Origin of the sequence: Terrimonas alba (genome assembly GCF_042434975.1) — a bacterium.
Taxonomy (GTDB): domain Bacteria; phylum Bacteroidota; class Bacteroidia; order Chitinophagales; family Chitinophagaceae; genus Terrimonas_B; species Terrimonas_B alba.
In genome coordinates, this window is sequence record NZ_JBHMQM010000002.1 from 413882 (window position 1) to 434400 (window position 20519).

At 43.4% G+C, this 20519-nt stretch carries 20 protein-coding genes; 11 read left to right on the forward strand and 9 right to left on the reverse strand.

Going from position 1 to position 20519, the window contains the following annotated elements:
* Nucleotides 1-18: 18 nt before the first annotated feature.
* From ACFEL9_RS06495 to ACFEL9_RS06505, 3 genes are all read right to left on the reverse strand, one after another.
* Nucleotides 19-2526 (reverse strand): TonB-dependent receptor, encoded by a 2508-nt coding sequence (locus ACFEL9_RS06495; protein ID WP_385887352.1) that lies wholly within the window; start codon nucleotides 2524-2526, stop codon nucleotides 19-21.
* A 474-nt stretch (nucleotides 2527-3000) separates the two neighbouring features.
* Nucleotides 3001-3648 (reverse strand): ribulose-phosphate 3-epimerase, encoded by a 648-nt coding sequence (gene rpe / locus ACFEL9_RS06500; RefSeq protein WP_385887355.1) that lies wholly within the window; start codon nucleotides 3646-3648, stop codon nucleotides 3001-3003.
* Between the two features lie 477 nt (nucleotides 3649-4125).
* Nucleotides 4126-5112, reverse strand: a complete 987-nt coding sequence (locus ACFEL9_RS06505) for a tetratricopeptide repeat protein (RefSeq protein ID WP_385887357.1) — start codon at nucleotides 5110-5112, stop codon at nucleotides 4126-4128.
* 199 nt (nucleotides 5113-5311) lie between these two features.
* Here ACFEL9_RS06505 and ACFEL9_RS06510 point away from each other — a divergent pair, with 199 nt between their 5' ends.
* Nucleotides 5312-6427 (forward strand): TolB family protein, encoded by a 1116-nt coding sequence (locus ACFEL9_RS06510; RefSeq protein ID WP_385887360.1) that lies wholly within the window; start codon nucleotides 5312-5314, stop codon nucleotides 6425-6427.
* Between the two features lie 168 nt (nucleotides 6428-6595).
* Nucleotides 6596-7066: a hypothetical protein gene (locus ACFEL9_RS06515; RefSeq protein ID WP_385887363.1), complete on the forward strand. Its 471-nt coding sequence runs from the start codon at nucleotides 6596-6598 to the stop codon at nucleotides 7064-7066.
* Between the two features lie 85 nt (nucleotides 7067-7151).
* Here the strand turns inward: ACFEL9_RS06515 and ACFEL9_RS06520 are convergent, their stop codons facing one another.
* Together ACFEL9_RS06520 and ACFEL9_RS06525 are read right to left on the reverse strand one after the other, a co-directional pair.
* Nucleotides 7152-7571, reverse strand: coding sequence for a nuclear transport factor 2 family protein (locus ACFEL9_RS06520; protein ID WP_385887365.1), 420 nt, complete (start codon nucleotides 7569-7571; stop codon nucleotides 7152-7154).
* 10 nt (nucleotides 7572-7581) lie between these two features.
* Nucleotides 7582-8691, reverse strand: coding sequence for a pyridoxal phosphate-dependent aminotransferase (locus ACFEL9_RS06525; protein WP_385887367.1), 1110 nt, complete (start codon nucleotides 8689-8691; stop codon nucleotides 7582-7584).
* 54 nt (nucleotides 8692-8745) lie between these two features.
* Here ACFEL9_RS06525 and ACFEL9_RS06530 point away from each other — a divergent pair, with 54 nt between their 5' ends.
* From ACFEL9_RS06530 to ACFEL9_RS06540, 3 genes are read left to right on the forward strand one after another with little or no spacing between them, the layout of a single operon-like run.
* A complete protein-coding gene (locus ACFEL9_RS06530; RefSeq protein ID WP_385887370.1) occupies nucleotides 8746-8982 on the forward strand; it encodes a hypothetical protein in 237 nt (78 codons plus the stop codon).
* A gap of 50 nt (nucleotides 8983-9032) precedes the next feature.
* Nucleotides 9033-10064, forward strand: a complete 1032-nt coding sequence (locus ACFEL9_RS06535) for a sensor histidine kinase (protein ID WP_385887373.1) — start codon at nucleotides 9033-9035, stop codon at nucleotides 10062-10064.
* A complete protein-coding gene (locus ACFEL9_RS06540) occupies nucleotides 10061-10753 on the forward strand; it encodes a LytR/AlgR family response regulator transcription factor (RefSeq protein ID WP_385887376.1) in 693 nt (230 codons plus the stop codon). The genes ACFEL9_RS06535 and ACFEL9_RS06540 overlap by 4 nt, the downstream gene beginning before the upstream one ends.
* A gap of 35 nt (nucleotides 10754-10788) precedes the next feature.
* On the opposite strand, the gene ACFEL9_RS06545 is transcribed toward ACFEL9_RS06540, so the two are convergent.
* The 3 genes from ACFEL9_RS06545 to ACFEL9_RS06555 form a co-directional block, all read right to left on the reverse strand.
* On the reverse strand, nucleotides 10789-11886 hold the full coding sequence (locus tag ACFEL9_RS06545) for a pyridoxal phosphate-dependent aminotransferase (protein WP_385887378.1): 1098 nt from the start codon (nucleotides 11884-11886) through the stop codon (nucleotides 10789-10791).
* Between the two features lie 86 nt (nucleotides 11887-11972).
* The gene (locus ACFEL9_RS06550) at nucleotides 11973-12278 is read right to left on the reverse strand and encodes an antibiotic biosynthesis monooxygenase (protein ID WP_385887381.1); all 306 of its coding nucleotides are present in this window, start codon (nucleotides 12276-12278) and stop codon (nucleotides 11973-11975) included.
* Nucleotides 12279-12389: 111 nt separating this feature from the next.
* The gene (locus ACFEL9_RS06555) at nucleotides 12390-13322 is read right to left on the reverse strand and encodes an EamA family transporter (protein WP_385887383.1); all 933 of its coding nucleotides are present in this window, start codon (nucleotides 13320-13322) and stop codon (nucleotides 12390-12392) included.
* A gap of 244 nt (nucleotides 13323-13566) precedes the next feature.
* Here ACFEL9_RS06555 and ACFEL9_RS06560 point away from each other — a divergent pair, with 244 nt between their 5' ends.
* The 3 genes from ACFEL9_RS06560 to ACFEL9_RS06570 all read left to right on the forward strand — a co-directional run bounded on the left by ACFEL9_RS06560 (nucleotide 13567) and on the right by ACFEL9_RS06570 (nucleotide 16532).
* Complete coding sequence (locus ACFEL9_RS06560) at nucleotides 13567-14433, forward strand: helix-turn-helix domain-containing protein (protein WP_385887386.1); 867 nt, start codon at nucleotides 13567-13569, stop codon at nucleotides 14431-14433.
* A gap of 631 nt (nucleotides 14434-15064) precedes the next feature.
* A complete protein-coding gene (locus ACFEL9_RS06565; protein WP_385887389.1) occupies nucleotides 15065-15961 on the forward strand; it encodes an arginase family protein in 897 nt (298 codons plus the stop codon).
* Between the two features lie 103 nt (nucleotides 15962-16064).
* Nucleotides 16065-16532, forward strand: a complete 468-nt coding sequence (locus ACFEL9_RS06570) for a VOC family protein (protein WP_385887392.1) — start codon at nucleotides 16065-16067, stop codon at nucleotides 16530-16532.
* On the opposite strand, the gene ACFEL9_RS06575 is transcribed toward ACFEL9_RS06570, so the two are convergent.
* On the reverse strand, nucleotides 16533-17027 hold the full coding sequence (locus tag ACFEL9_RS06575; RefSeq protein WP_385887395.1) for a metallophosphoesterase family protein: 495 nt from the start codon (nucleotides 17025-17027) through the stop codon (nucleotides 16533-16535).
* A 214-nt stretch (nucleotides 17028-17241) separates the two neighbouring features.
* Here ACFEL9_RS06575 and ACFEL9_RS06580 point away from each other — a divergent pair, with 214 nt between their 5' ends.
* The 3 genes from ACFEL9_RS06580 (at nucleotide 17242) to ACFEL9_RS06590 (ending at nucleotide 20516) form a co-directional block, all read left to right on the forward strand.
* Nucleotides 17242-18399 (forward strand): homogentisate 1,2-dioxygenase, encoded by a 1158-nt coding sequence (locus tag ACFEL9_RS06580; protein ID WP_385887397.1) that lies wholly within the window; start codon nucleotides 17242-17244, stop codon nucleotides 18397-18399.
* A 200-nt stretch (nucleotides 18400-18599) separates the two neighbouring features.
* Nucleotides 18600-19217 carry a TetR/AcrR family transcriptional regulator gene (locus ACFEL9_RS06585; protein WP_385887399.1) on the forward strand — a complete coding sequence of 206 codons (618 nt, stop codon included), beginning with the start codon at nucleotides 18600-18602 and terminating at the stop codon, nucleotides 19215-19217.
* A gap of 24 nt (nucleotides 19218-19241) precedes the next feature.
* The gene (locus tag ACFEL9_RS06590; protein ID WP_385887401.1) at nucleotides 19242-20516 is read left to right on the forward strand and encodes a TolC family protein; all 1275 of its coding nucleotides are present in this window, start codon (nucleotides 19242-19244) and stop codon (nucleotides 20514-20516) included.
* Nucleotides 20517-20519: the final 3 nt, after the last annotated feature.

Genomic DNA, 20519 nt, shown 5'->3' on the forward strand with positions numbered 1-20519 from the left:
CACCATGACATCTTCCCTTTACCACCTCGCCACAATTTTAAAATTCAACAATCTCGGCGTTAATCGTTGCGGCATGGTATAAGTAGTATTGGAAAAATCTTTGATGAGCAGGTAGGAAATAGTATTGTCCCGGTCGATGATATTGAATACTTCGAGGCTGGCCCAGATATTATCAAAACCCAAAAAGGGACTATGGCTGCGGCGCTTGCTGCGGTCGCTATCCAGCAGCAGGGCGCTAAAGCCTACATCGGCACGGATATAAGCGGGTATCTCCAGGCCATTGCGGTATTTGGTATTGTTGGGAATATTATACGGAAGGTTGCTGCCATAAAGCAGGTTGAGATACATTTTTAAATTTTTGTTGGTAGCCAGGTAGTCCTGGAAGTACATACCAAAGGTGATGCGGCGGTCGGTGGGGCGGCGCACCCAACCTTTTTCCAGCGTGACGCTGTCGATAGGTTCGTTGAGATCGTTGAGGGTATACTCGTTGTAGGTATCGCCTTTGATATCTTCTTTGGTATTCATAAGGCCGATGCTGATCCATGATTCGGCATCTTTGACCAGCTCGCCATAGAGCCGCATTTCAATACCGGCGGCATAGGCTTTGGCACTGTTCTCACCAAAGTAGCGGACACGAACATTGTCTACATCATAAGGCACTACATCGGTCATGTGTTTATAGTAGGCTTCAGTGGTCCAGCGCATGGGCCGGCCAAAGCCAATGAAGTTGTAATCAAATCCCAACAGGCCCTGCCAGCTTTTTTGTGCTTTGAGTTCGGTATTGATTGTGCCATCATAACGTCTCAACTCACGATAGAAGGGCGGCTGATGATAAGCACCCGCGGCAATGCGAAAAACAAAATCACGTTTCCAGTTGGGTTTCCAACTGGCACCGATACGGGGTGAGATCAGCGTTTCTTTGTTCAGCGAATTATAGTTGTATCGTACACCGACGGTGAGTGTATAAGCATTTAATGAGTCGCCAAAGCGGATATTGTCCTGCACGTAACCGGAGAATTTATCAATACTGAGATCGGCTTTTGATTTAAGCACTTTGCTGAGGCGCAGCATATCGGGATGATAGGGCAGGGAATAACCGGCCGAGTCCTGGAATTCCCATTCGTTGAGCTTATCATTGATGGATGTGCGGTCGTACGTGATGCCCCATTGATAAGCCTGCCGGCCTTTTTCCAAATTGCCCTTGTGGGCAAAGCTCCAGTTTTCGATGTTGAGCCGGTTTCTTGCATAGTTCTGAAACACGCCGGCGCCCAGGGGATTTACAATAAGCCCGTAGCTGGGCTTGCTTTTATCAAAGTCCCGCTGGCCAAATAAGTAAGCTCCCGTGATGTCGACATTTTCCCGCTCATCGTTTTCAAACCGGGAGGCCATCCATTTTAGCTTTAGCTTTTTGCTGAGCTGGTTGGTAAAGGACAGGCCCACCATGTTGGTGCGGTATTCGTCTTTTTCATTGCCATCAAAATAGATGTCGAGACCGAGGTTGGCCGTGAAGAAAGGCGAGAACACCGAAGACGTGAGCTGGCTGAACTCGGGCTGCAGGGAGAATTTGGTTTGTGAGATGTTGCCGAAGAGTTCAACCGTTGATTTGTTGGTAAGCTGGTAAGTTAACAGCGCCTGTACGTCGGCGGAGGAAGGCACGTAGTTGCCCTGGGTTTCCTGCCGGCTCAGTAAGTTTTTGTTGCTGCGGTTGCGGGCACCGACCAGGTAGGTGAATTTGCTGTTGGCCGAGGTGCCTTCGAGATGCAGGCCCTGCTCCAATAAACCAATATAAGCTGAACCGCCGAAACGTTTTGGTTTGTTGTACTGGATATCGAGCACCGAACTCATTTTGTCGCCATATTTTGCCTGGAAGCCGCCATTGTAAAAGTTGATATTGCGCACCAGCTCGGGATTGATAAAGCTGAGTCCTTCCTGCTGGCCATTCCTGACGAGATAGGGACGAAAGATCTCAAAGTCGTTTACATAGATGAGGTTTTCATCATAGCTGCCGCCGCGAACGGAGTATTGCGAGGTGAGCTCATTGTTGGAGCCGACAAATATTTTGATCAGGCTTTCCACACCGGTGGTCACCGAAGGAAGGTTGATAATGGATTTGGGATTGGGGCGAATGAGGCCGGCTTCGGTTCTTTCACGCTGGTCGGTGACGATGACTTCTTTCAACACCGTGGCGCTGCCCTGTTCCAGTCGCACGGTGATGTGTTCTTCTTCATCGGGGCTGAGCAGAAAGTTTTTTTGTTCTTCGCGGTGGCCGGTATAGCTGAATACAATGGCGAAGGCTTTTTCGGCGGGTACTTTTAAACGGAAGTAACCACTGTCGTTGGTGGCAATGCCGGTTTGCTTGCCGAGGATGATGACGGAGACGTTTTGTAAAGGGTTTTCGTTTTCATCGATGACTTTACCGGAGACATAAGCTGATTTACTTGCTTTGGCGGCAGGCGGTTTTTGGGCAAAGCCCAGTATGCTAAGGAAAATGAATAAGCAGGATAAGAGAGTTTTTGGCCGGTTCATTCGGTAGTGGCGGATTTGCGGACAATATTAGGCAATTAATGTGCAATAACGAAGTAGATAAGCCACGAATTGCATTGGTTAGCCACGAATACTTCGACAAGCTCAGTACACGAATAAAAGGTTTGCCACGACTTGTCCCGACACTTCGGGAGATGAACACAGATTAACACAGATAGGGAAAGCCACGAATGACACGAATACTTCGACAAGCTCAGTACACGAATAAAAGGTTTGCCGCGACTTGTCCCGACACTTCGGGAGATGAACACAGATTAACACAGATAGGGAAAGCCACGAATGACACGAATACTTCGACAAGCTCAGTACACGAATAAAAGGTTTGCCGCGACTTGTCCCGACACTTCGGGAGATGAACACAGATTGACACAGATAGGGAAAGCCACGAATTGCACGAATGAATCAAAAGAAACCTGGCGGTACAAAAAAATTAGTGTGATTAGTGTAATTCGTGGCTTATAGTAGCTTTAGTTGTTTGATCGTGGCTTTTGGATCGGGGGATTTGAAGACTGTATTGCCTGCTACCAATACATCGGCGCCGGCGGCGATGATGGTGGTAGCATTTTCCAATGTGACGCCACCATCTATTTCGATCAGGGTTTTTAGTCCACGCTCATCGATCATCTTGCGGAGTTGTTTTATTTTTTCTAATGTATGCGGAATAAATTTTTGTCCGCCAAAACCGGGGTTGACGCTCATCATGCAGACGAGATCAATTTCATGCAGCACATCATTCAAGGCTGATACAGGTGTATGTGGGTTGATGGCAACACCCGCTTTCATACCCAATGATCTGATTTGTTCTATATTACGGTGCAGGTGCGGGCAGGCTTCGATGTGCACGGTGAGATGATCGGCGCCGGCATTTTTAAATTCTTCGGCATAGTTGCCGGGCTCGAGGATCATGAGGTGAACATCGCAGGGTTTTTTTGTGGCTTTGCGGAAGAACTCGATGATCATGGGGCCGAAACTGATATTGGGAACGAAACGTCCATCCATCACATCGAGGTGAAACCAATCGGCTTCACTTTCGTTAAGCATTTTACATTCGGCTTCCATGTGGAAGAAGTTGGAAGCTAAAAGCGATGGAGCGACAATGGGCATAGGAATATTTTTGAGGCGCAAGATAATATAAGTTGCCGGTTACCAGTTGCCGGCAACCGGATTCAGTATTGATGTTCGGCTTATTTTTAATTCTTTTCTTTTTCCCTTGATGGAATCCTTCGGCAAGCTCTGGAGAAACCTGCCTGCCGGCAGCCAGGCAAAAAGATCAAGAAAAAAAGAATGCTCCGCCTTTTTTTCTGGCCAACGCACAAAGAGTTTGATGATTTGAAGGTCGCTTGTCTAATCCCCAATAGTAGGACGGAGACTCCGCCTCGTAGTATGCGGGGCTACGGGAAGCGCCTGCCGGCAGGCAGGCTGCTTTTTCGGCGCCCTCCTAAATCCTCTCCGCCGCGGCGGAAGGACTTGCCTTCGTAGCATCTCTAAAAAAAAAAGAGGCGCTGGAAAAACCTGAAACTGGTAACGGGCAACTGGTAACCGGTAACTGAATACTATAAGCCGCAAACTGCAATCGAAAACTCAAATCTTCTCCGCTGCTTCTTTGGCTTCCGTGAAAGTTTTGTCGAGGCTGTAGGCCTTTTCGTAGTTCAGTTTGGCTTCTTCTTTTTGGCCGAGTGCTTCAAGACAACGGCCGATCCAATACCAGGCATCGGGAAAGGAGGGAGTAATGGTGTTGGCGAGCTGAAATGTTTTTAAAGCATCCGTTGTTTTCTTTTGGTCAAACAAGATCTTTCCTTTTTCGATATAGGCGTTTAAATAACGGTGATCGGTTTTGATGGTGGCATCAAATTCCTGGATAGCTTTTGCGTGGTTTTTAATGTTGGAATAATAGAGTCCTTTGATATAATAAGGTTCGGCAAACAAATGCAGCGAATCTCTGCTGATCATGGAATCGGCGAGTGGAATGGCTTTGACATTTTTGCTTTCCGCATATTGATAAGCGAGTTTGTTACTGATCTCCCGGTTGGATGGTACAATTGCATACGCTTTTTCCAATGTTGCAATGGTATTGGGAATATCTTCTTTTTTGAGCAGCAGGTCCGATTTTAATACCAGCGCATTGACCTGGTTAGGTTCCGCCTGCAGGATACGATCACAAACTGCTAAGGCTTCATCTGTTTTGTTCAATGCATCATAAGAACGAGCCAGGCTAAGCTGTAAGAAAAGACTATTGGGAATTTCCTGTATCGCTTTGTTTAAAAAAATAACGGCAGAGTCTGGTTTTTTTTCCAACAGGATATTGCTTACACCTACTGCATAGGTTTCATTGGGGGCCAACACCCAGGCTTTTTTGAAATCGGCTAAGGCGGGTTCGGGTAAATTATTTTTATTTAACAACACCGCACGGCGGAAATACAGCTCATCGCGGTTGGGTTCTTTGCGGATACTGTCGGTGATGGATGAATAGGGAGGTTGGGATAGAATATCGTCATAAGGGGACCTGGTTTCGTTATTGTTGCAACCCCATATCATCACGAATAATAAAAAAAAAGAAATCGATTTCATTTGTATATTTCTATTGTGTTTCGGCCAAATGGAATTCGCCATAAAATTTTCACCGGTGGTTGGTTTAATTTACCTCGAAAAATTTACGGCTCATTTCATATCTTCAAAACTAATGTATCTAAAAGCAGCTATTACAATTTGCTGACAAAGCTAAGTTTGTCAAAAATAACTTTGCTTCGCTTCATATAAACGATCAATGATGAAAAAACTTATTTTATCTCTGGTGACTGTTTTATTGGTGGTGATGATCACTTCATTTAAAACTTCTTCCGACTCCGGACTCCGAACTCCCGGCTCCCAACTCATTTCCAACGACACCATCCTTTATCCCGATGAAACTCATTTTAAAAATATTCAGCAACTGACATTTGGTGGTGATAATGCGGAAGCTTACTGGAGCTATGACGGCAAGTATATTATTTTTCAACGTACCAATCCGGCAGAGGGGATTAATTGCGACCAGATCTTTATTGGTAAAGTGCCGGCACCGGGTGAAAAATTTACCTATAAAATGGTGAGTACCGGCAAAGGCAGAACCACCTGCCCCTATTTTACCAAAGACGGTAAACATATTATTTATGCCTCTACTCACCTCGGTAGTGACGATTGCCCGCCTGTTCCCGACCGGAAAAAATATGGCAATAAATATATCTGGCCGCTGTACGACAGCTATGATATTTTTATGGCCGACCTCGATGGAAAAATTGTGAAACAACTGACCAATGCAAAAGGATATGACGCAGAGCCTACATTGAGTCCTGATGGTAAGAAAATGATCTACACCAGTGACAAGGATGGCGATATTGATCTTTATATCATGGACCTGAAAACAGGAAAAGAAAAGCGGATCACCAATACGCTGGGCTATGACGGCGGGGCCTGGTTTAGTCCCAATGGTAAAAAAATTATCTGGCGGGCATCAAGGCCTAAGTCCGATGCAGAGATAAAAGAATACAAAGAGTTGCTAGTGGAAAATATGGTGGCGCCGACGAATATGGAAGTGTTTGTTGCTAATGCAGATGGCTCGAATGTAAAACAGGTAACAAGCTTCGGCCAGGCCAACTGGGCGCCTACTTATATGCCGGACAGCAAGCGCATCATCTTTGCCTCCAACCATGAGTATAAAAGAGGGTTTCCTTTTAATCTCTATACGATCAACGAAGATGGAACGGAATTGAATAAGGTGAGCCGTGACAAAGGCTTTGATGCGTTCCCGATGTTTTCACCCGATGGTAAAAAAATTATCTTTAGCAGCAACCGCAACAATGGCGGCACCAGGGATACCAATGTGTTTATTGCCGATTGGGTGGAATAATGAGAAAGTGAAAAGTGAAAGGTGAGAAGTGAAAAGTGTACTTCGGCAGGCTCAGTATGACAAGTGAAAGGTGAAAATGCTTGCGACCACGTCGGCTTCAGATGTTTTGAGGTTAACCTGATTGCCCTAACTTCGAAGCTCAAATATTCAATCTAAAACCAATTGTTTATGGATACAGGGTTAGTTCATTTGCACAATCTTCTTCGCTGGGTTATTCTTATTCTGTTAGTGATTTCCATTTTCAAAGCATTTTCAGGCTGGCAGCGAAAAAAGGCGTTTTCGCCGGGTGATAAAAAAGTGTGGTTGTTTACAATGATCGCCGGACATATCACTCTGCTGGTCGGTTTGTATCAATGGCTGTGGGGAAGATATGGTATGCTGGTGGTGTCACCGCCCGAAGGTGTGAGTGTGATGAAAGATAAATTCTTCCGCTTTTTTTGGGTAGAGCATCCTGTGTTTATGATCCTCGCTATTACCATGATCACACTCGGTCATGGTATGGCCAAGAAAGCCGTTGCCGATGAAGTGAAATATAAAAGAGCATTCTGGTTTTTTATTATTGCCTTATTGATGATCCTGGTAGCAGTTCCCTGGCCATTCAGGGTGGGAATTGGACGGCCGTGGTTTCCGGGAATGTAAGTCCAAAGTCGGAAGCCCGAGATCGGAGGTCAGATGTTCTATTTTGAGTTTACGTTCCGACTTCAGACATCCGACCTCAGGCATCTTACTTACTCGTTCTTGAAAAAATCTTACTGACGATCTTCCATTCGCCATCGATCTTCAGCATATTCATGTAGTCGTAAAGAGTCACATCTCCTGACTCGATCCTGATTTTTCCGTTAGCGGCATTGCCTTCAATATTCAGGGCCACGATCTCTATTTTTCTTTCTGATTTATTGGTGTTGGCTTTTACCCGTGCAATGAAATCAGCGATGGGCACATCTTTGAACTCGTTGGTTTTTGCGTCGATGTATTTCATGGTGGCACTGGGATGAAAGGCTTTTTCCATCCGGTTGCCATCGCCACTCATATAGTTTTCAAGACAGGCTCTTACGGCTGCTTCTTCGTTTTGCTGTGCTAACAAAATGGTTGAAAAAAGAAAACTGGTAAGCAGCGTTACAATTGTTTTTCGAAAAGTTTGCATGGTTAATGGTTTATGATTTGAAAGATTGTTTTACTATTTGGAGGTATTGTTGCATCTGGTCTTTTGTACCGATGGAAATCCTGGTCCACTTTTCTTTATCATCCGATAATCTCCCGGTCCGGATATTTTGATTGGCCAATGCAGTCAACAGATCGCTTTTTTGATTTTTGAGGGAATAGTAAAGAAAGTTGGTGTGCGAAGGGATATAGGGAATGTTCAGCTCATCAAATGCAGTCGTTACTAATTTTCTTGCTTCCGTGTTTTTAGCTTTTGACATTTTTACAAATGACTGATCGTCGAGTGAGGCTAATGCACCGGCCAGTGAAACAGCGCTGGCGCCGGCATTGGCCCAGGGTTGTAATTCGTTTAGTTGTTTAATGGTGTCGGCATGTGCCAGTGCAAAGCCGATCCGTGCGCCGGCCATCCCGTATATTTTGGAAAATGTTTTGGCAATAACCAGGTTGGGATTGTCTTTGACCATGGCGGTAAGGGTGGGCTCATCTGAATATTCGGTATAGGCTTCATCCAGTAATACCAGCGTTTTTTTGGTGACGTCACTGACCAGGTTTTTTAAATCATCAGCAGGCAACACAGTGCCCGTAGGATTGTTGGGGTTGCAGATATAAAACAGGCGGGTATCATCAGTGATCTGTTCTTTCATCCGCTGCAGGTCATGTTTTTTGTCAGCAGTCAACGGTATTTTGATCAATTGCAATCCGGATTTCTCTGCCGCGGTAAACCAAATGCCAAATGTGGGATTAGCGGTAATCGCATTTCCATTTTTAAGACCGGCATATTGAGCGACGATGCCCAGGATTTCTGAAGAGCCGGCGCCTATTAATACATTTTCTTTTGTCAATCCATATTTTGTAGCAAGCTTTTCCCTGAGCTGGGTTGTTACTTCCCAGGGATAATGATTCGAAGAGAGAATCGCATCGGCCATCGCTTTTCTCGCCAGTGGCGAAGGGCCATAAGGGTTCTCGTTGGCATGAAGACGAATCGATGTTCCGGGTGGCATGTATTGGTGATCACCGGCGACCAGGTGTGGAGCAATAGATAAGCCTCCGATGGTGAGTGCAGCTTGTTTAAGCCAGAAGCGGCGGTCAATTGTTTGTCCCATAGCGTTGATTTAAATTATCAGGCAATATTAACAGGGTAGTAAGCGGATAAAAAAATGTTTCGGCCATCGCTGTTGTTTTTTCGACGGTTGACCAGGTCACCAGATGGTCGAAAAAAAGCAACCAACTGTCGAAGGCTGTTAGGAAGCTGGCAGGAGTTGTATCAATTTGTGTATTTTGGTGAGAAGTACGAGAGGAGCACTAAGAACACAACGAGACACGAAGGCCACGAAGGAACGAATGACACGAAGACGAACATGAATGATACGAAGGATGCTATTAACAGCCGTTGAACGAAGAGGTGGGCCGGTTAGGTAGCGAGCCAATTAATGATTGAAAAAAAATGTTGAAAACATATCTGCATAATGACCCCGCGTTGCGCAAGCGGATCACCGTTTTACAGGTTTCGATCTGGACGATTTTCTATATTTTTCTTTTGTTATACACTCTACAAAAATGGGAGTACCCCAAATTTGGTTTTTGGGCCGCTACTATTGCTACGATCGCTTATTTCTTCGCGGTGTATAGCAATGCACATTGGCTGATTCCCAACTTTTATAAACGGGGTAAAAAGGTTGCCTACCTTTCGCTTTCTGTCATTATACTGGCCGTATTGCAACTGGTGAGAATGTATGCCGAGTACAGGATATTGCTGCCCCTGCACCTGAAATTTTATAGCTGGACCTTATCGCATTTTTCCTTTGTCTTTATTACCAATTTTCTCGCCTTTGCATTTGGTGCATTGCTGCGGGTCAGCATCGATTATTTGTCCCTGTTGCAGCGGCAACAGGAAATGAAGACAAGGCAGTTGTCGACTGAATTAAATTTGCTGAAGGCGCAGGTGCAGCCTCATTTTTTGTTTAATACACTGAACAATATTTATTACCTGGCCTACACCAAAAGTGATCATACTGCCGAAGTGATCGCCAAACTTTCTGAGATCATGCGTTATTTCGTAGATGAAGCGCCTAAGGAAAAAGTGCCGCTGTCAACAGAGATCCAATTTTTAAAAAATTATATAGAACTGGAACAAATCCGCATGCTTCATCCCGTAAAAGCTAAATTTATGATTGAAGCAGACGAATCAATCCTGTTGCCGCCCATGTTGCTGATTCCGCTGGTAGAAAATATCTTTAAACACGGCGTTGATAAAACCGTTGAAGAAAATAACGTAGCCATAAAATTGAAAAGGCTGGATCAGCAATTAGTTTTCTCAACCTGTAACCAGGTAGGTCCTGCATTGACTGACCGGCAAAATGGTGCGGGATTGATGAACCTGCGGAAGCGATTAGCAATTCTGTATGGTGATAATTTCGAACTGACTACCAGCCTGGAGAATGGTAATTTTAAAGCCTCACTTAAATTTTCGGTATGAAGCTTAGCTGTATGATAGTGGATGATGAGCCTTATGCTGTCAACCTGCTGGAAGAGTACACGGCTCAGGTGCCCTACCTGCAACTGGTGCGTAAGTGTTACAATGCACTGGAGGCCCTGGATTTTTTGAAGAGAAATTCAGTTGACCTGATCTTTTTAGATATCAATATGCCACAATTATCGGGAATGCAGTTGTCTTCGTTATTTCCTGCGGGGCAGTTATTCATTTTTACTACCGCCTATTCAGAATTTGCGGTGGAGAGTTATGAAAAAAATGCGGTGGATTACCTGTTGAAGCCAATCACCTTCGACCGTTTTTTAAAAGCGGTGAACAAAGTGTTGAAGGAGCCGGGACCGGCCGCTGCTAAAGGGCAGGACGATGCGATGTTTTTAAAAGCTGGTAAAGCCATCATCCGGTTGCAGTATGACGAAATATACTTTGTGGAAGGATTAAAAGACTATGTGATATTTCATGCCGGCAGTGGTAAACATATTGCCTACAAGCGGATGAAAGAGCTGGAGGAAAATTTACCGGTGCAATTTTCACGAGTGCATAATTCGTATATCATCAACCGGGCACATATCCGCAAGATTGAAGACAACCAGGTGTTCCTGATAGATGCTGCTATTCCTATAAGTGATAAATACCGGGAATCATTTTTTGCAACGGTCAATCACCAGCTTTTATAATTTCCTCCGGATTTGAACGTTTCGGCAGTTTTTATTTATGCTTTCAAAGCATTAGCCACCTTCTGCATTTCTTCTGTTGTGCCAACGCTTAACCGAAGCCATTTAGTTCCTTCTTCGAACGTACGGGCGCCGATGATCTGTTGTGATTCCAGTAATGTTTTCACATCTTTACTATATGTAGAGGAGTCAAAATAAACAAAGCTGGTATGAGAGGGAATATAGCGCATGCCAGCTTTGTCAAGGGCCGCATAAAATATCGCTTTCGCTTTTTGATTTTCTTTTTTACAGAAACTGGTGAACTCTTTATCATCCAATGACGCCATGGCGCCGGCCAATGCTACTGCGCTTGCTCCGGCATTGGGCCATGGCTGCAGTTCACTCATTTTCTTAATCGTTTGCGGATGCGCCAATGCAAAACCAATCCTGGCCCCAGCCATTCCATAAATTTTAGAGAATGTTTTTGCGATGATAAGATTCGGATAATCGGTCACCAGTTTCGCCATCGAAGGTTCATCACTGAATTCAGTATAAGCTTCATCGAGCAGGATGATACATTTTGCTGCGATGTCTTTAATAAACGTTTCCAGTTCGGCGGCAGGTAATACCGTTCCGGTAGGATTATTGGGATTACAGATGTAGACCATTTTGGTATCGGCATCCATGGCCTCTTTCATTCTTTGCAGGTCAGTCATCTTAGCCGCGGTAAGCGGAACCAGCTTGATGGGAAGCCCCGTTTTTTTTGCAGCAGGTATCCACAAACGAAAAGTAGGATCGGGGGCAACCGCATTACCTTTTTGCAATGCGGCTAATAACGAAACAACTCCCAGCAACTCAGATGACCCTGCTCCCATGGTCACATGATCCATGGAAAGATTATACAGGTTGCCAATCTTTTCTCTCAATTTGGAGGTTGTATCCCAGGGATACCTGTTAGAAGTTTTCACTGCCTCCATCATTGCTTTTTTGGCCATTGGAGATGGGCCATGCGGATTTTCGTTTGAACTTAATTTGATAAAATCAATAAAGCCCGCAGTGGCTATGATTTTTTCTGTTTCGCGGGAAAACAAATCCTTGCTTAACGTAAAAGCAGCGACAGCAAGAGCACTTTGCCTGAGTAGTTCACGACGATGCATACAAAAAGATTGTTGCATTAAGGTACAACAATCCCATGATCAAATAGCAGTAGGTGATGTTTGATCATGTTTGTTTTTGTTTGATACTAGCTGAAATCATAGGCTTCGCAATGCATCACCGTTGGTTCAAATTCCAGCAGGAAGTTTTTATCTTCTTCGTAATATTTTGCTTTCGCCATATCCTCGCCGGCAAAGGTCTTGATGCTGTCCCAGTTCTGCCACCACGAAACGGTGTATACATGTGTGATATCACCTTCTTCCCGTTGCCAGACCTGTGCACCCAAATTTCCTTTTACTGATTGATAATCGGTGATGCCTGTTTTAATAACAAATTCACGATATGCTTTGGCGTCGCTTGTTTTGGTGCGGCCATGCCAGATGCGTACGATCATAAAATTTAGATTTTATTTACTTTTTGCTCCCGACTTATCGGGACAGGCTTTGATGCAATCCTTCGGCTTCGCCCAGGAATAAAAAATAAAGGTTTCAAAAAAGTATCCAATTCAGGTTGCCGATAGTTTTGGGTTACTGACCACTTTGTATTTGGGTAAATTCACCAGCCATACACCCAGCAATATTAATAATAAAGACACCCGCTGTATTGGTGTAACTTCTTCACCGGCGATCAATGCTCCCAATAAAACAGCCACGACAGGATTTACATATACATAACTACTAACCTGCGCCGCAGGTTTTACTTTTAACAACCATAGATAACATAAATAAGTAATCAATGAACCGGCAACGATCAAATACAATAATGCAAGCCATGCATTTGTGCTGACTGTTGTAATACTAAAGTTTCGTGACTCACCGGAAGAAATGCTGATCAGTAAACTAACTACTCCCGCTACTAAAAGTTGTACGGTAGCATTTACGAGCAGTGAATCGCCGGTCGGTTTGTATTTGGAATAAAGTGATCCGGTTGTCCAGGCAATGCCACCCAGTATGATCACTAATATCCCCAATAAATGTTTCCCGGAATAAATAGTTGGGGCGTTGTCCGACGTGTTAAAAAATAGCAGCAATAACACCCCTGTAAAACCAACCAGCAGACCTGGAATAATTGATTTATTGGAAAAATAAAAAGACCACTGTTTTTTGTCGAGCAGGATAAACCAAAAAGGAACGGTTGTAACAATTACCGCGGCGAGACCACTCGGAATATATTGCTCCGACCAGGCCAGTGCCCCGGTGCCACCCAATAACATTAGTATGCCACAAAAAGAATTTTTGAGAAAGGAAGAGTAGCCAGGCAGTTTTTCGCCTTTCCAGGCGCACCAGCCAAATAGTAGAATACCAGCCGCCATAAACCGAAGGCCAGACATAAGCAGGGGTGGAATATCGTGGATTGCAAATAAGATAGCGAGATAGGTGGAGCCCCAGATAATGTAAATAGCCGCAAAGGCCAGCACAATTTTTAATTGAAATTTCATGTGTTAATTTTATTGTTTTTTGGCCAGATGGAATCTTGCCTGCCGGCAGACAGGTTCGCCATAAAAATTTTGATCGCGGTTAGTATGAATTTGCTCGTCCACCGCGGCGGATTATGGCTCATTTCATCCGTATATTTTTATTGGAGTGCAAGTTCCAAATGGGACATTCGAGTCACCTGCGAAATCTTGCTATACTTTCGCGTTCAACATTCTTTAACAGGGGTTGTTGTAACTTTAGATTCTCATGCTGTTAGCAGATATTCACATATTACACCGGTCTGATTTTTATCGTATCAATGACTTTAGATGCCATTGCGATTTTTGTTCTTTGTCTGAACCTGAATATAACAGCAGTTTTTATATCAATTTTATCCGTAAAGGTTTTTTTGAATACAGGACATTCCGCCGCGAAGATGAATTACATGTAGGCAGGATGCTTATCACCAAACCGGGGTATGAGCATGTGACCAGGCACATAGATGACCAGCCCGATATGACAACTGGTTTTGAATTCAGGGTTGATTTTTTTCGCCTGTTGCAGGATCAATACGTAACACAGGCAGGTTGGTTTCTGAACAATAATGATATTCATTCCCTGATGCTGCGCAGCAATGCAGAGCTGGATTACCTGCATCACCGCATCCTGCAAATGACGGCAAGCAAAGAATTTTTTGGTTTGCAGATAGATGAAATGGTGATGGAGCTGCTGGAAAAAGTGATGCAGATATTGGGCAATGCAAAGGAAGTACCACCTGTGGCTGATTCTTTAAAACAATTTCATTTGGGCACCATTGAAAACGCAAAGGAATACATGCTGAAAAATTTTGGCCAGGATATTTCGTTACAGCAACTGGCACAACACTGCTTTATAAGCCCCTTCCATTTCAGCCGTATATTTAAAAGTATCATGAATGTCTCACCACATCAATATTTGGCGGAGATCCGTTTGAATCATGCCAGAATATTATTGACTACTACCAGCCAACCTGTAACGGATGTCGCTTTTGCGTGTGGTTATAACAGCATTGAGCATTTTACCACAGCATATCGCCGGCGGTTCGGATCAAGCCCTACAAGCTATCGTATCAACAAGAGTCAAACGATCAACTAAATCAATGAGACGAGTAGCCGTTGATAACCTGGTTGCTTTTCCGTTTTTACAAGGGATCAAATGTTGAAAGCAATTTTTTTGCGGAAGTAGACCAAGAGATTATTCGAATTTATTGGTTGCCACAGATTACACAGATTTTCACGGACAGAAATGCGGCAATAATGTATTATGGAATCTTTGATCATTTTATTTGATTAACACAAACTTTAAACATGTGCCTGTTTTTCGATTATTTCTTTCGGATAAGCAGACTCCGTTTACTTTCTTTTCATAAAAAAAAGAAAGTAACAAAGAAAATTCAAGGCCAATTCCCTGTCTGCCGTCAGGCAGGTATGAGGTACATTTCCTTATAAGAGATTTCCTCTGCAGAATTGGCCGATGGGAGCAACATGAAATTTGAAAAACTTACAGGAGCAGGACTTCGCTGCGTACTATGAGCAGCTGCTGGAGGCGCTGTGTTTTTCGCTTGCAGTCTTTTGAAATCTGGTGGCCAGTAGGCCGGCGAAAAACAAGGCGCTGGAATATTTCCTATACCTGGGGCAATCAAAGCGAAGACACCACAGGAAGAGATTTGGGTAACGATTAGCTGCCGACAGGCGGACCTGTGGCCAAAAGCAATAAAAATATACACATGAAAGAAATTGTTTTGATTGAAGCACCAACCAATCTTGGATTGAAAGAACCGGCTCCGGGTATTGAGCCGGGAGTAAAGTTTTTCCCTGCTGCTCTTGAAAAACAAAAATTTTCTGAATTGGCCGGAATAGAAGAAAAGCTGGTGGTGATTCCGCCCGCTTATTCAATGCAACTGGATAACGAAAGTAAGATCAGGAATGCTGATGCTATCGCAGGTTATAGTCAACAGTTGGCTATAGTTGTAAAGCAAGTAATAGAAGAAAATAAAATACCACTGGTGATCGGCGGCGACTGCTCGGTGATGATCGGGAATGCACTGGTGTTAAAACAAAAGGGCGATTATGGTTTGTTTCATCTCGATGGGCATACTGATTATATGTGGCCGGAATTTTCGCAAACGGGCGGCGCCGCGGGAATGGGACTTGCCCTGGTGGCGGGTGTGGGACATGAGAAGCTGACAAATATATCAGGTCTGCGGCCTTATATTAAAGAAGAAAATATTTATTGTGTTGGCAACCGTGAATATGATGATGCTTATGTAGCCTTGTCGCTTAACAGCAAAATGCGCTATATTGATCTTGCAGGCATACGCAGTGAAGGAATTGAAAATATTATTAATGATTTTTTGAAAATGATCCATGACAAAAAGCTGGATGGTTTCTGGATACATTTTGATGTAGATGCATTGAATGACGAAATAATGCCTTGTGTTGATTCCAGGTCTGAAGATGGACTTTGGTACAACGAATTAAAAGAAATGCTCAAACCTTTAATTCAATCACCTCTTCTTACAGGTATGGAGATCACTATTCTTGATCCCACTCTTGACAGGGACGAAAAATATATCCCGCAGTTTACAAAAGAAATTTCCGAAGTTTTGCACACTGCCAAATAGTACACTCGGCATTTCCTGTTTGGTATTGGGTTTGCGGCACTCTGTTTCCTCTTCCCCAGGATCGAAGAAGCAATCCTGATTTATTAATTTAAACTTCAAACAAATGAGTAAGAAAAATTATTGCCCCGAAGGCTATCATGCCGTAACGCCGGGACTTGCCATTAAAGGAGCAGGTGCAGCGATTGACTGGTACAAAAATGTGTTTGGCGCCAAAGAAAGAATGCGCCTGGAAAATCCTGACAAAACAATTGGTCACGCTGAGCTTATCATCGGTGATTCTATGATCATGCTGGGCGAAGAAAACCTGGAGTATAATGCCAGCCCACGAACATTGAATGGAAACTCCGTCAACCTTTATATTTATGTGCCCGATGCAGATGCAACTATAAAGAAAGCAAAGGACAATAATGCCAAAGTGATAAAGCCTGCAGAGGAGATGTTTTATGGCGACAGGGTTGGCCGTATTGAAGATCCTTTCGGTTATCTCTGGCTTGTTGCCACGCATGTAAGGGATGTTTCCGAAGAAGAGATCCATAAGAAAATGGAAGAAATGGCACATGAAAATGCCTGATCATCTCTTTCCTAATTCAATTACCTCACAATTTTTTATATCAGAACCATCAATCGCAAAGCGAATGATGGTTCTGATTTTATGCCAGCCCTGGTTGCCGGCGGCACCGGGGTTCATGTGCAGGCATTGCAATTTTTCATCGTACATGACTTTCAGAATATGCGAATGCCCGGCAATAAAAAGTTGGGGACGATGTTCCAGCATCAGTGGTTTGACACGGCTGTTATAGTTGGGCGGGTAGCCGCCAATATGGGTCATAAAAACTTTTACTTCTTCACAGGTGAAAATGAGATTTTCGGGATACACACTACTGATGGAAAGATCGTCAATATTTCCATATACTCCTTTTAACGGTTTGAAAGCGGCCAGTTTTTCTGCCAGGGCTATCGTTCCAAAATCACCGGCATGCCATATTTCATCACAGTGTTCAAAATGTTTAAAAACCGCTTCATCTAAATAGCTATGTGTATCCGCCATTAATCCTATCCTTGTCATCTGGCGAATTTAATAGTAATTTTGATCATGCCATTTCACCGGAACTTTACTTATTATATTGATAAGAGAAAGTGGAAATATATTTTTCTGCTGGCTACCCTTGAACTTTCCCGAATAGTTAATTAAACTGTAGGAATTTTTTGCATAACAAAAGATTCAGTATGCCGGCATCAATATTTTCAAATTTTTTTCATTTTCAAATTTTCAAATTGCTATGCCTCATTATTATAAACTAGGGAACATTCCACATAAACGCCATACCCAATTCAAAAAACAAAACGGCGATTTATATTCTGAACAGTTGTTTTCAACGGAAGGTTTTTCCAATGACTATTCGTTGCTATATCATTATTATCCACCTACACAGATCATTAAAACAGAACCGCAAATCAGCGTTGCTCCCACGATAGCCGAAGAAAAAATGTTGAAGCATCGCAGCTTCGAGGGATTTAATATTAAACCGGCAAAAGATTTTTTGGAAAGCCGTGTACCGGTGCTGGTCAACAATGATTGTCATATTGTATTGGCGGCGCCGGAGGAAAGCATGAAGGACTATTTCTATAAAAACGCCGATGCGGATGAGATGATCTTTGTTCACGAAGGAAAAGGTGTGCTGCGAACCATGTATGGGGAACTACCTTTTGACTATGGCGATTACCTGGTAATACCACGGGGTACTATTTATCAAATTGAATTCAGCAATTCTCATAACCGTCTTTTTATCGTAGAATCATTTAGTCCTATCCGCTATCCAAAAAAATATATGAGCAAGTATGGTCAGCTGCTGGAGCATTCGCCTTATTGCGAACGGGATATCAGGCCACCGCAAAACCTTCCCAGCTTTGATCAAAAAGGAGATTTTTTGATCAGGGCAAAAAAGAAGGGTGTGTTGTATGGATTGCATTACGGCACACATCCGTTTGATGTTATTGGTTGGGACGGTTGTTGCTATCCATTCGCCTTTTCCATTCATGATTTTGAACCCATCACCGGGAGAGTGCACCAGCCACCACCGGTGCACCAGACTTTCGAAGCCAACAATTTTGTAGTGTGTTCATTTTGTCCCCGATTGTTTGATTATCACCCGCAGGCTATTCCCGCCCCCTATAACCATAGCAATATTGACAGTGATGAAGTGCTGTACTATGTTGACGGTGATTTTATGAGCCGCAAAAACGTAACGAGGGGGATGATCACTTTGCATCCCGCGGGTATTCCACACGGACCACATCCGGGTGCTGTTCAAAAAAGTATTGGTGCCAAAGAAACAAAGGAACTCGCCGTGATGGTGGATACTTTCCATCCATTGATGCTTACCAAAGGAGCCCTGGAGATTGAAAATAACGACTATGTCATGAGTTGGGCGGAGTAGAAAAGCCATGAGCTTAGAGCGGTGAGTTGCGAGCTTAGAACAGACTTTTTTTGAGGTAAAGATAATTTATAAAGGCCTGCAAATGCAGGCCTTTGATAGTTAAAGCCGACATCCACCGGCTAAAATCAACGAACCATAAAAAAATATTTGGTGCAAACCGGCAAATGTTTTTACATTTGTTAACCATTTGGTTAAAACGTATGGTTAATAAAGAAAAAGATAAGAGCACAGAGGAAAAAATACTCTCCGCTGCCAAAAAGGTGTTTGTGAAGAAAGGCATGGCGGGTGCAAGAATGCAGGACATTGCTGATGAAGCGGGTATCAATAAAGCGTTACTGCATTATTATTTCCGCAACAAGGAAAAGCTGTTTGAAGTGATCTTTATGGAAGCCGCCAGCAAATTGTTTCCCAGGATCAACGAAGTGTTCACCTCGGATCAGCCCCTGTTTGAGAAGATAGAAAGTTTTTGTTCGGAATATATTACTGTTGTTTCCGAAAACCCTTACCTGCCTTTGTTTGTATTGAACGAAATAAACCAGGACCCTGAGTATTTTTTGCAAAAAGTATGGATCGGACAAAACAAGCCGCAACCGGAAAAATTTCTGCAACAAATTGAGCGGGAAGTAAAAAAGGGGACGATAAAAAGAATAAGCCCGGTGAGTTTATTAATGAACCTGGTTTCGCTGACCATCTTTCCTTTTGTGGCGAAGCCCATGTTTCAAAAAAACCTTGGATTGGATGAGTTGCAGTTCAGGTCGATTATGGAACAGCGTAAAAAAGAAATACCCAAATTTATCATAGACAGTATTCGAAAATAATTTTTTTGATCTAAAATTAACCAAATGGTTAAACTCAAAAAAGGGCTGATTATTTTAGTTTTTCTTCCCAATGTGTTGTGGGCCCAGGTAAATAAACTAACACTGGAAGATGCTTACCGCGAGGCACAAATGAATTATCCTGTCATTAAGCAAAGGGACCTGGTAAGGCAAACGGCTGAGCTGAATATTAGTAATCTTTCCAAAGGGAATTTGCCGCAACTATCATTTAATGGCCAGGCCAGTTATCAATCCGATGTAACCAGGGTGAATGTGCCGCTTCCCGGAATCAAGATTCCTACAGCGCAAAAGGATCAATATAAGATTACAGCTGATATCAGCCAGGTGCTGTTTGACGGCGGAGTGATAAAAGAGCAAAAAGTAATGCAGCAATTAAATGCCGGCGTAGAAGAACAAAAAGTGGAAGTGGAGTTATACAAGTTGAAAGAGCGGATCAACCAGATCTACCTGGGAATTTTGTATCTCGATGAACAGTTGAAACAGCTTGACCTGGTAAAGCAGGATATCCAGATCGGTATCAAGAGGGTAGAGGCACAGGTAAATAATGGAGTGGCTTTTAAATCGAATCTGAATGTATTGAAAGCCGAGTTGTTGAACACCAATCAACGTCTTATTGAGATAAAAGCTTCCCGTAAGGGTTACGTGGAGACATTAGGATTGTTTCTTAACCAGGCGCTCAATGAAAATGTGGTGCTGGAAAAGCCGGCAGCGGAAAAATTTTCTGCCATACAAGATCCGATCCAGCGACCCGAACTAAAATTGTACAATAACGAGATCAAATTATATGAACAACAGAATAGAGTTATCCAGTCGAAGAATTTGCCCAAGGCCAGTTTGTTTTTCCAGGGTGGTTATGGCCGGCCCGGTTTGAATATGCTCGATAACCAGTTTGACCTTTTTTACATCGGCGGGGTAAAATTGAACTGGCCCGTAAGCAATTTGTATACGAAGAAAAAGGAGAAGCAACTGGTAAAAGTGAGCCAGCAAATAGTGGATACCAAAAAAGAAACTTTCCTCTTAAATACCAACACACAGTTAAAGCAACAGCAGTCGGATATTGAAAAACTGGAACAGCTGATCACAACGGATAAAGAGATCATCGACATAAGAGCCAGTGTGAAAGATGCGGCGAGAGCACAGTTGGAAAATGGGGTGATAACAGCTAATGATTACCTGCGTGAAATAAATGCGGAGGACCAGGCGAGACAGGCTCTAATCACCCATGAACTGCAATTACTTCAGGCAACTATTAATTATAAAACCATTTCCGGAAATCAATAAATC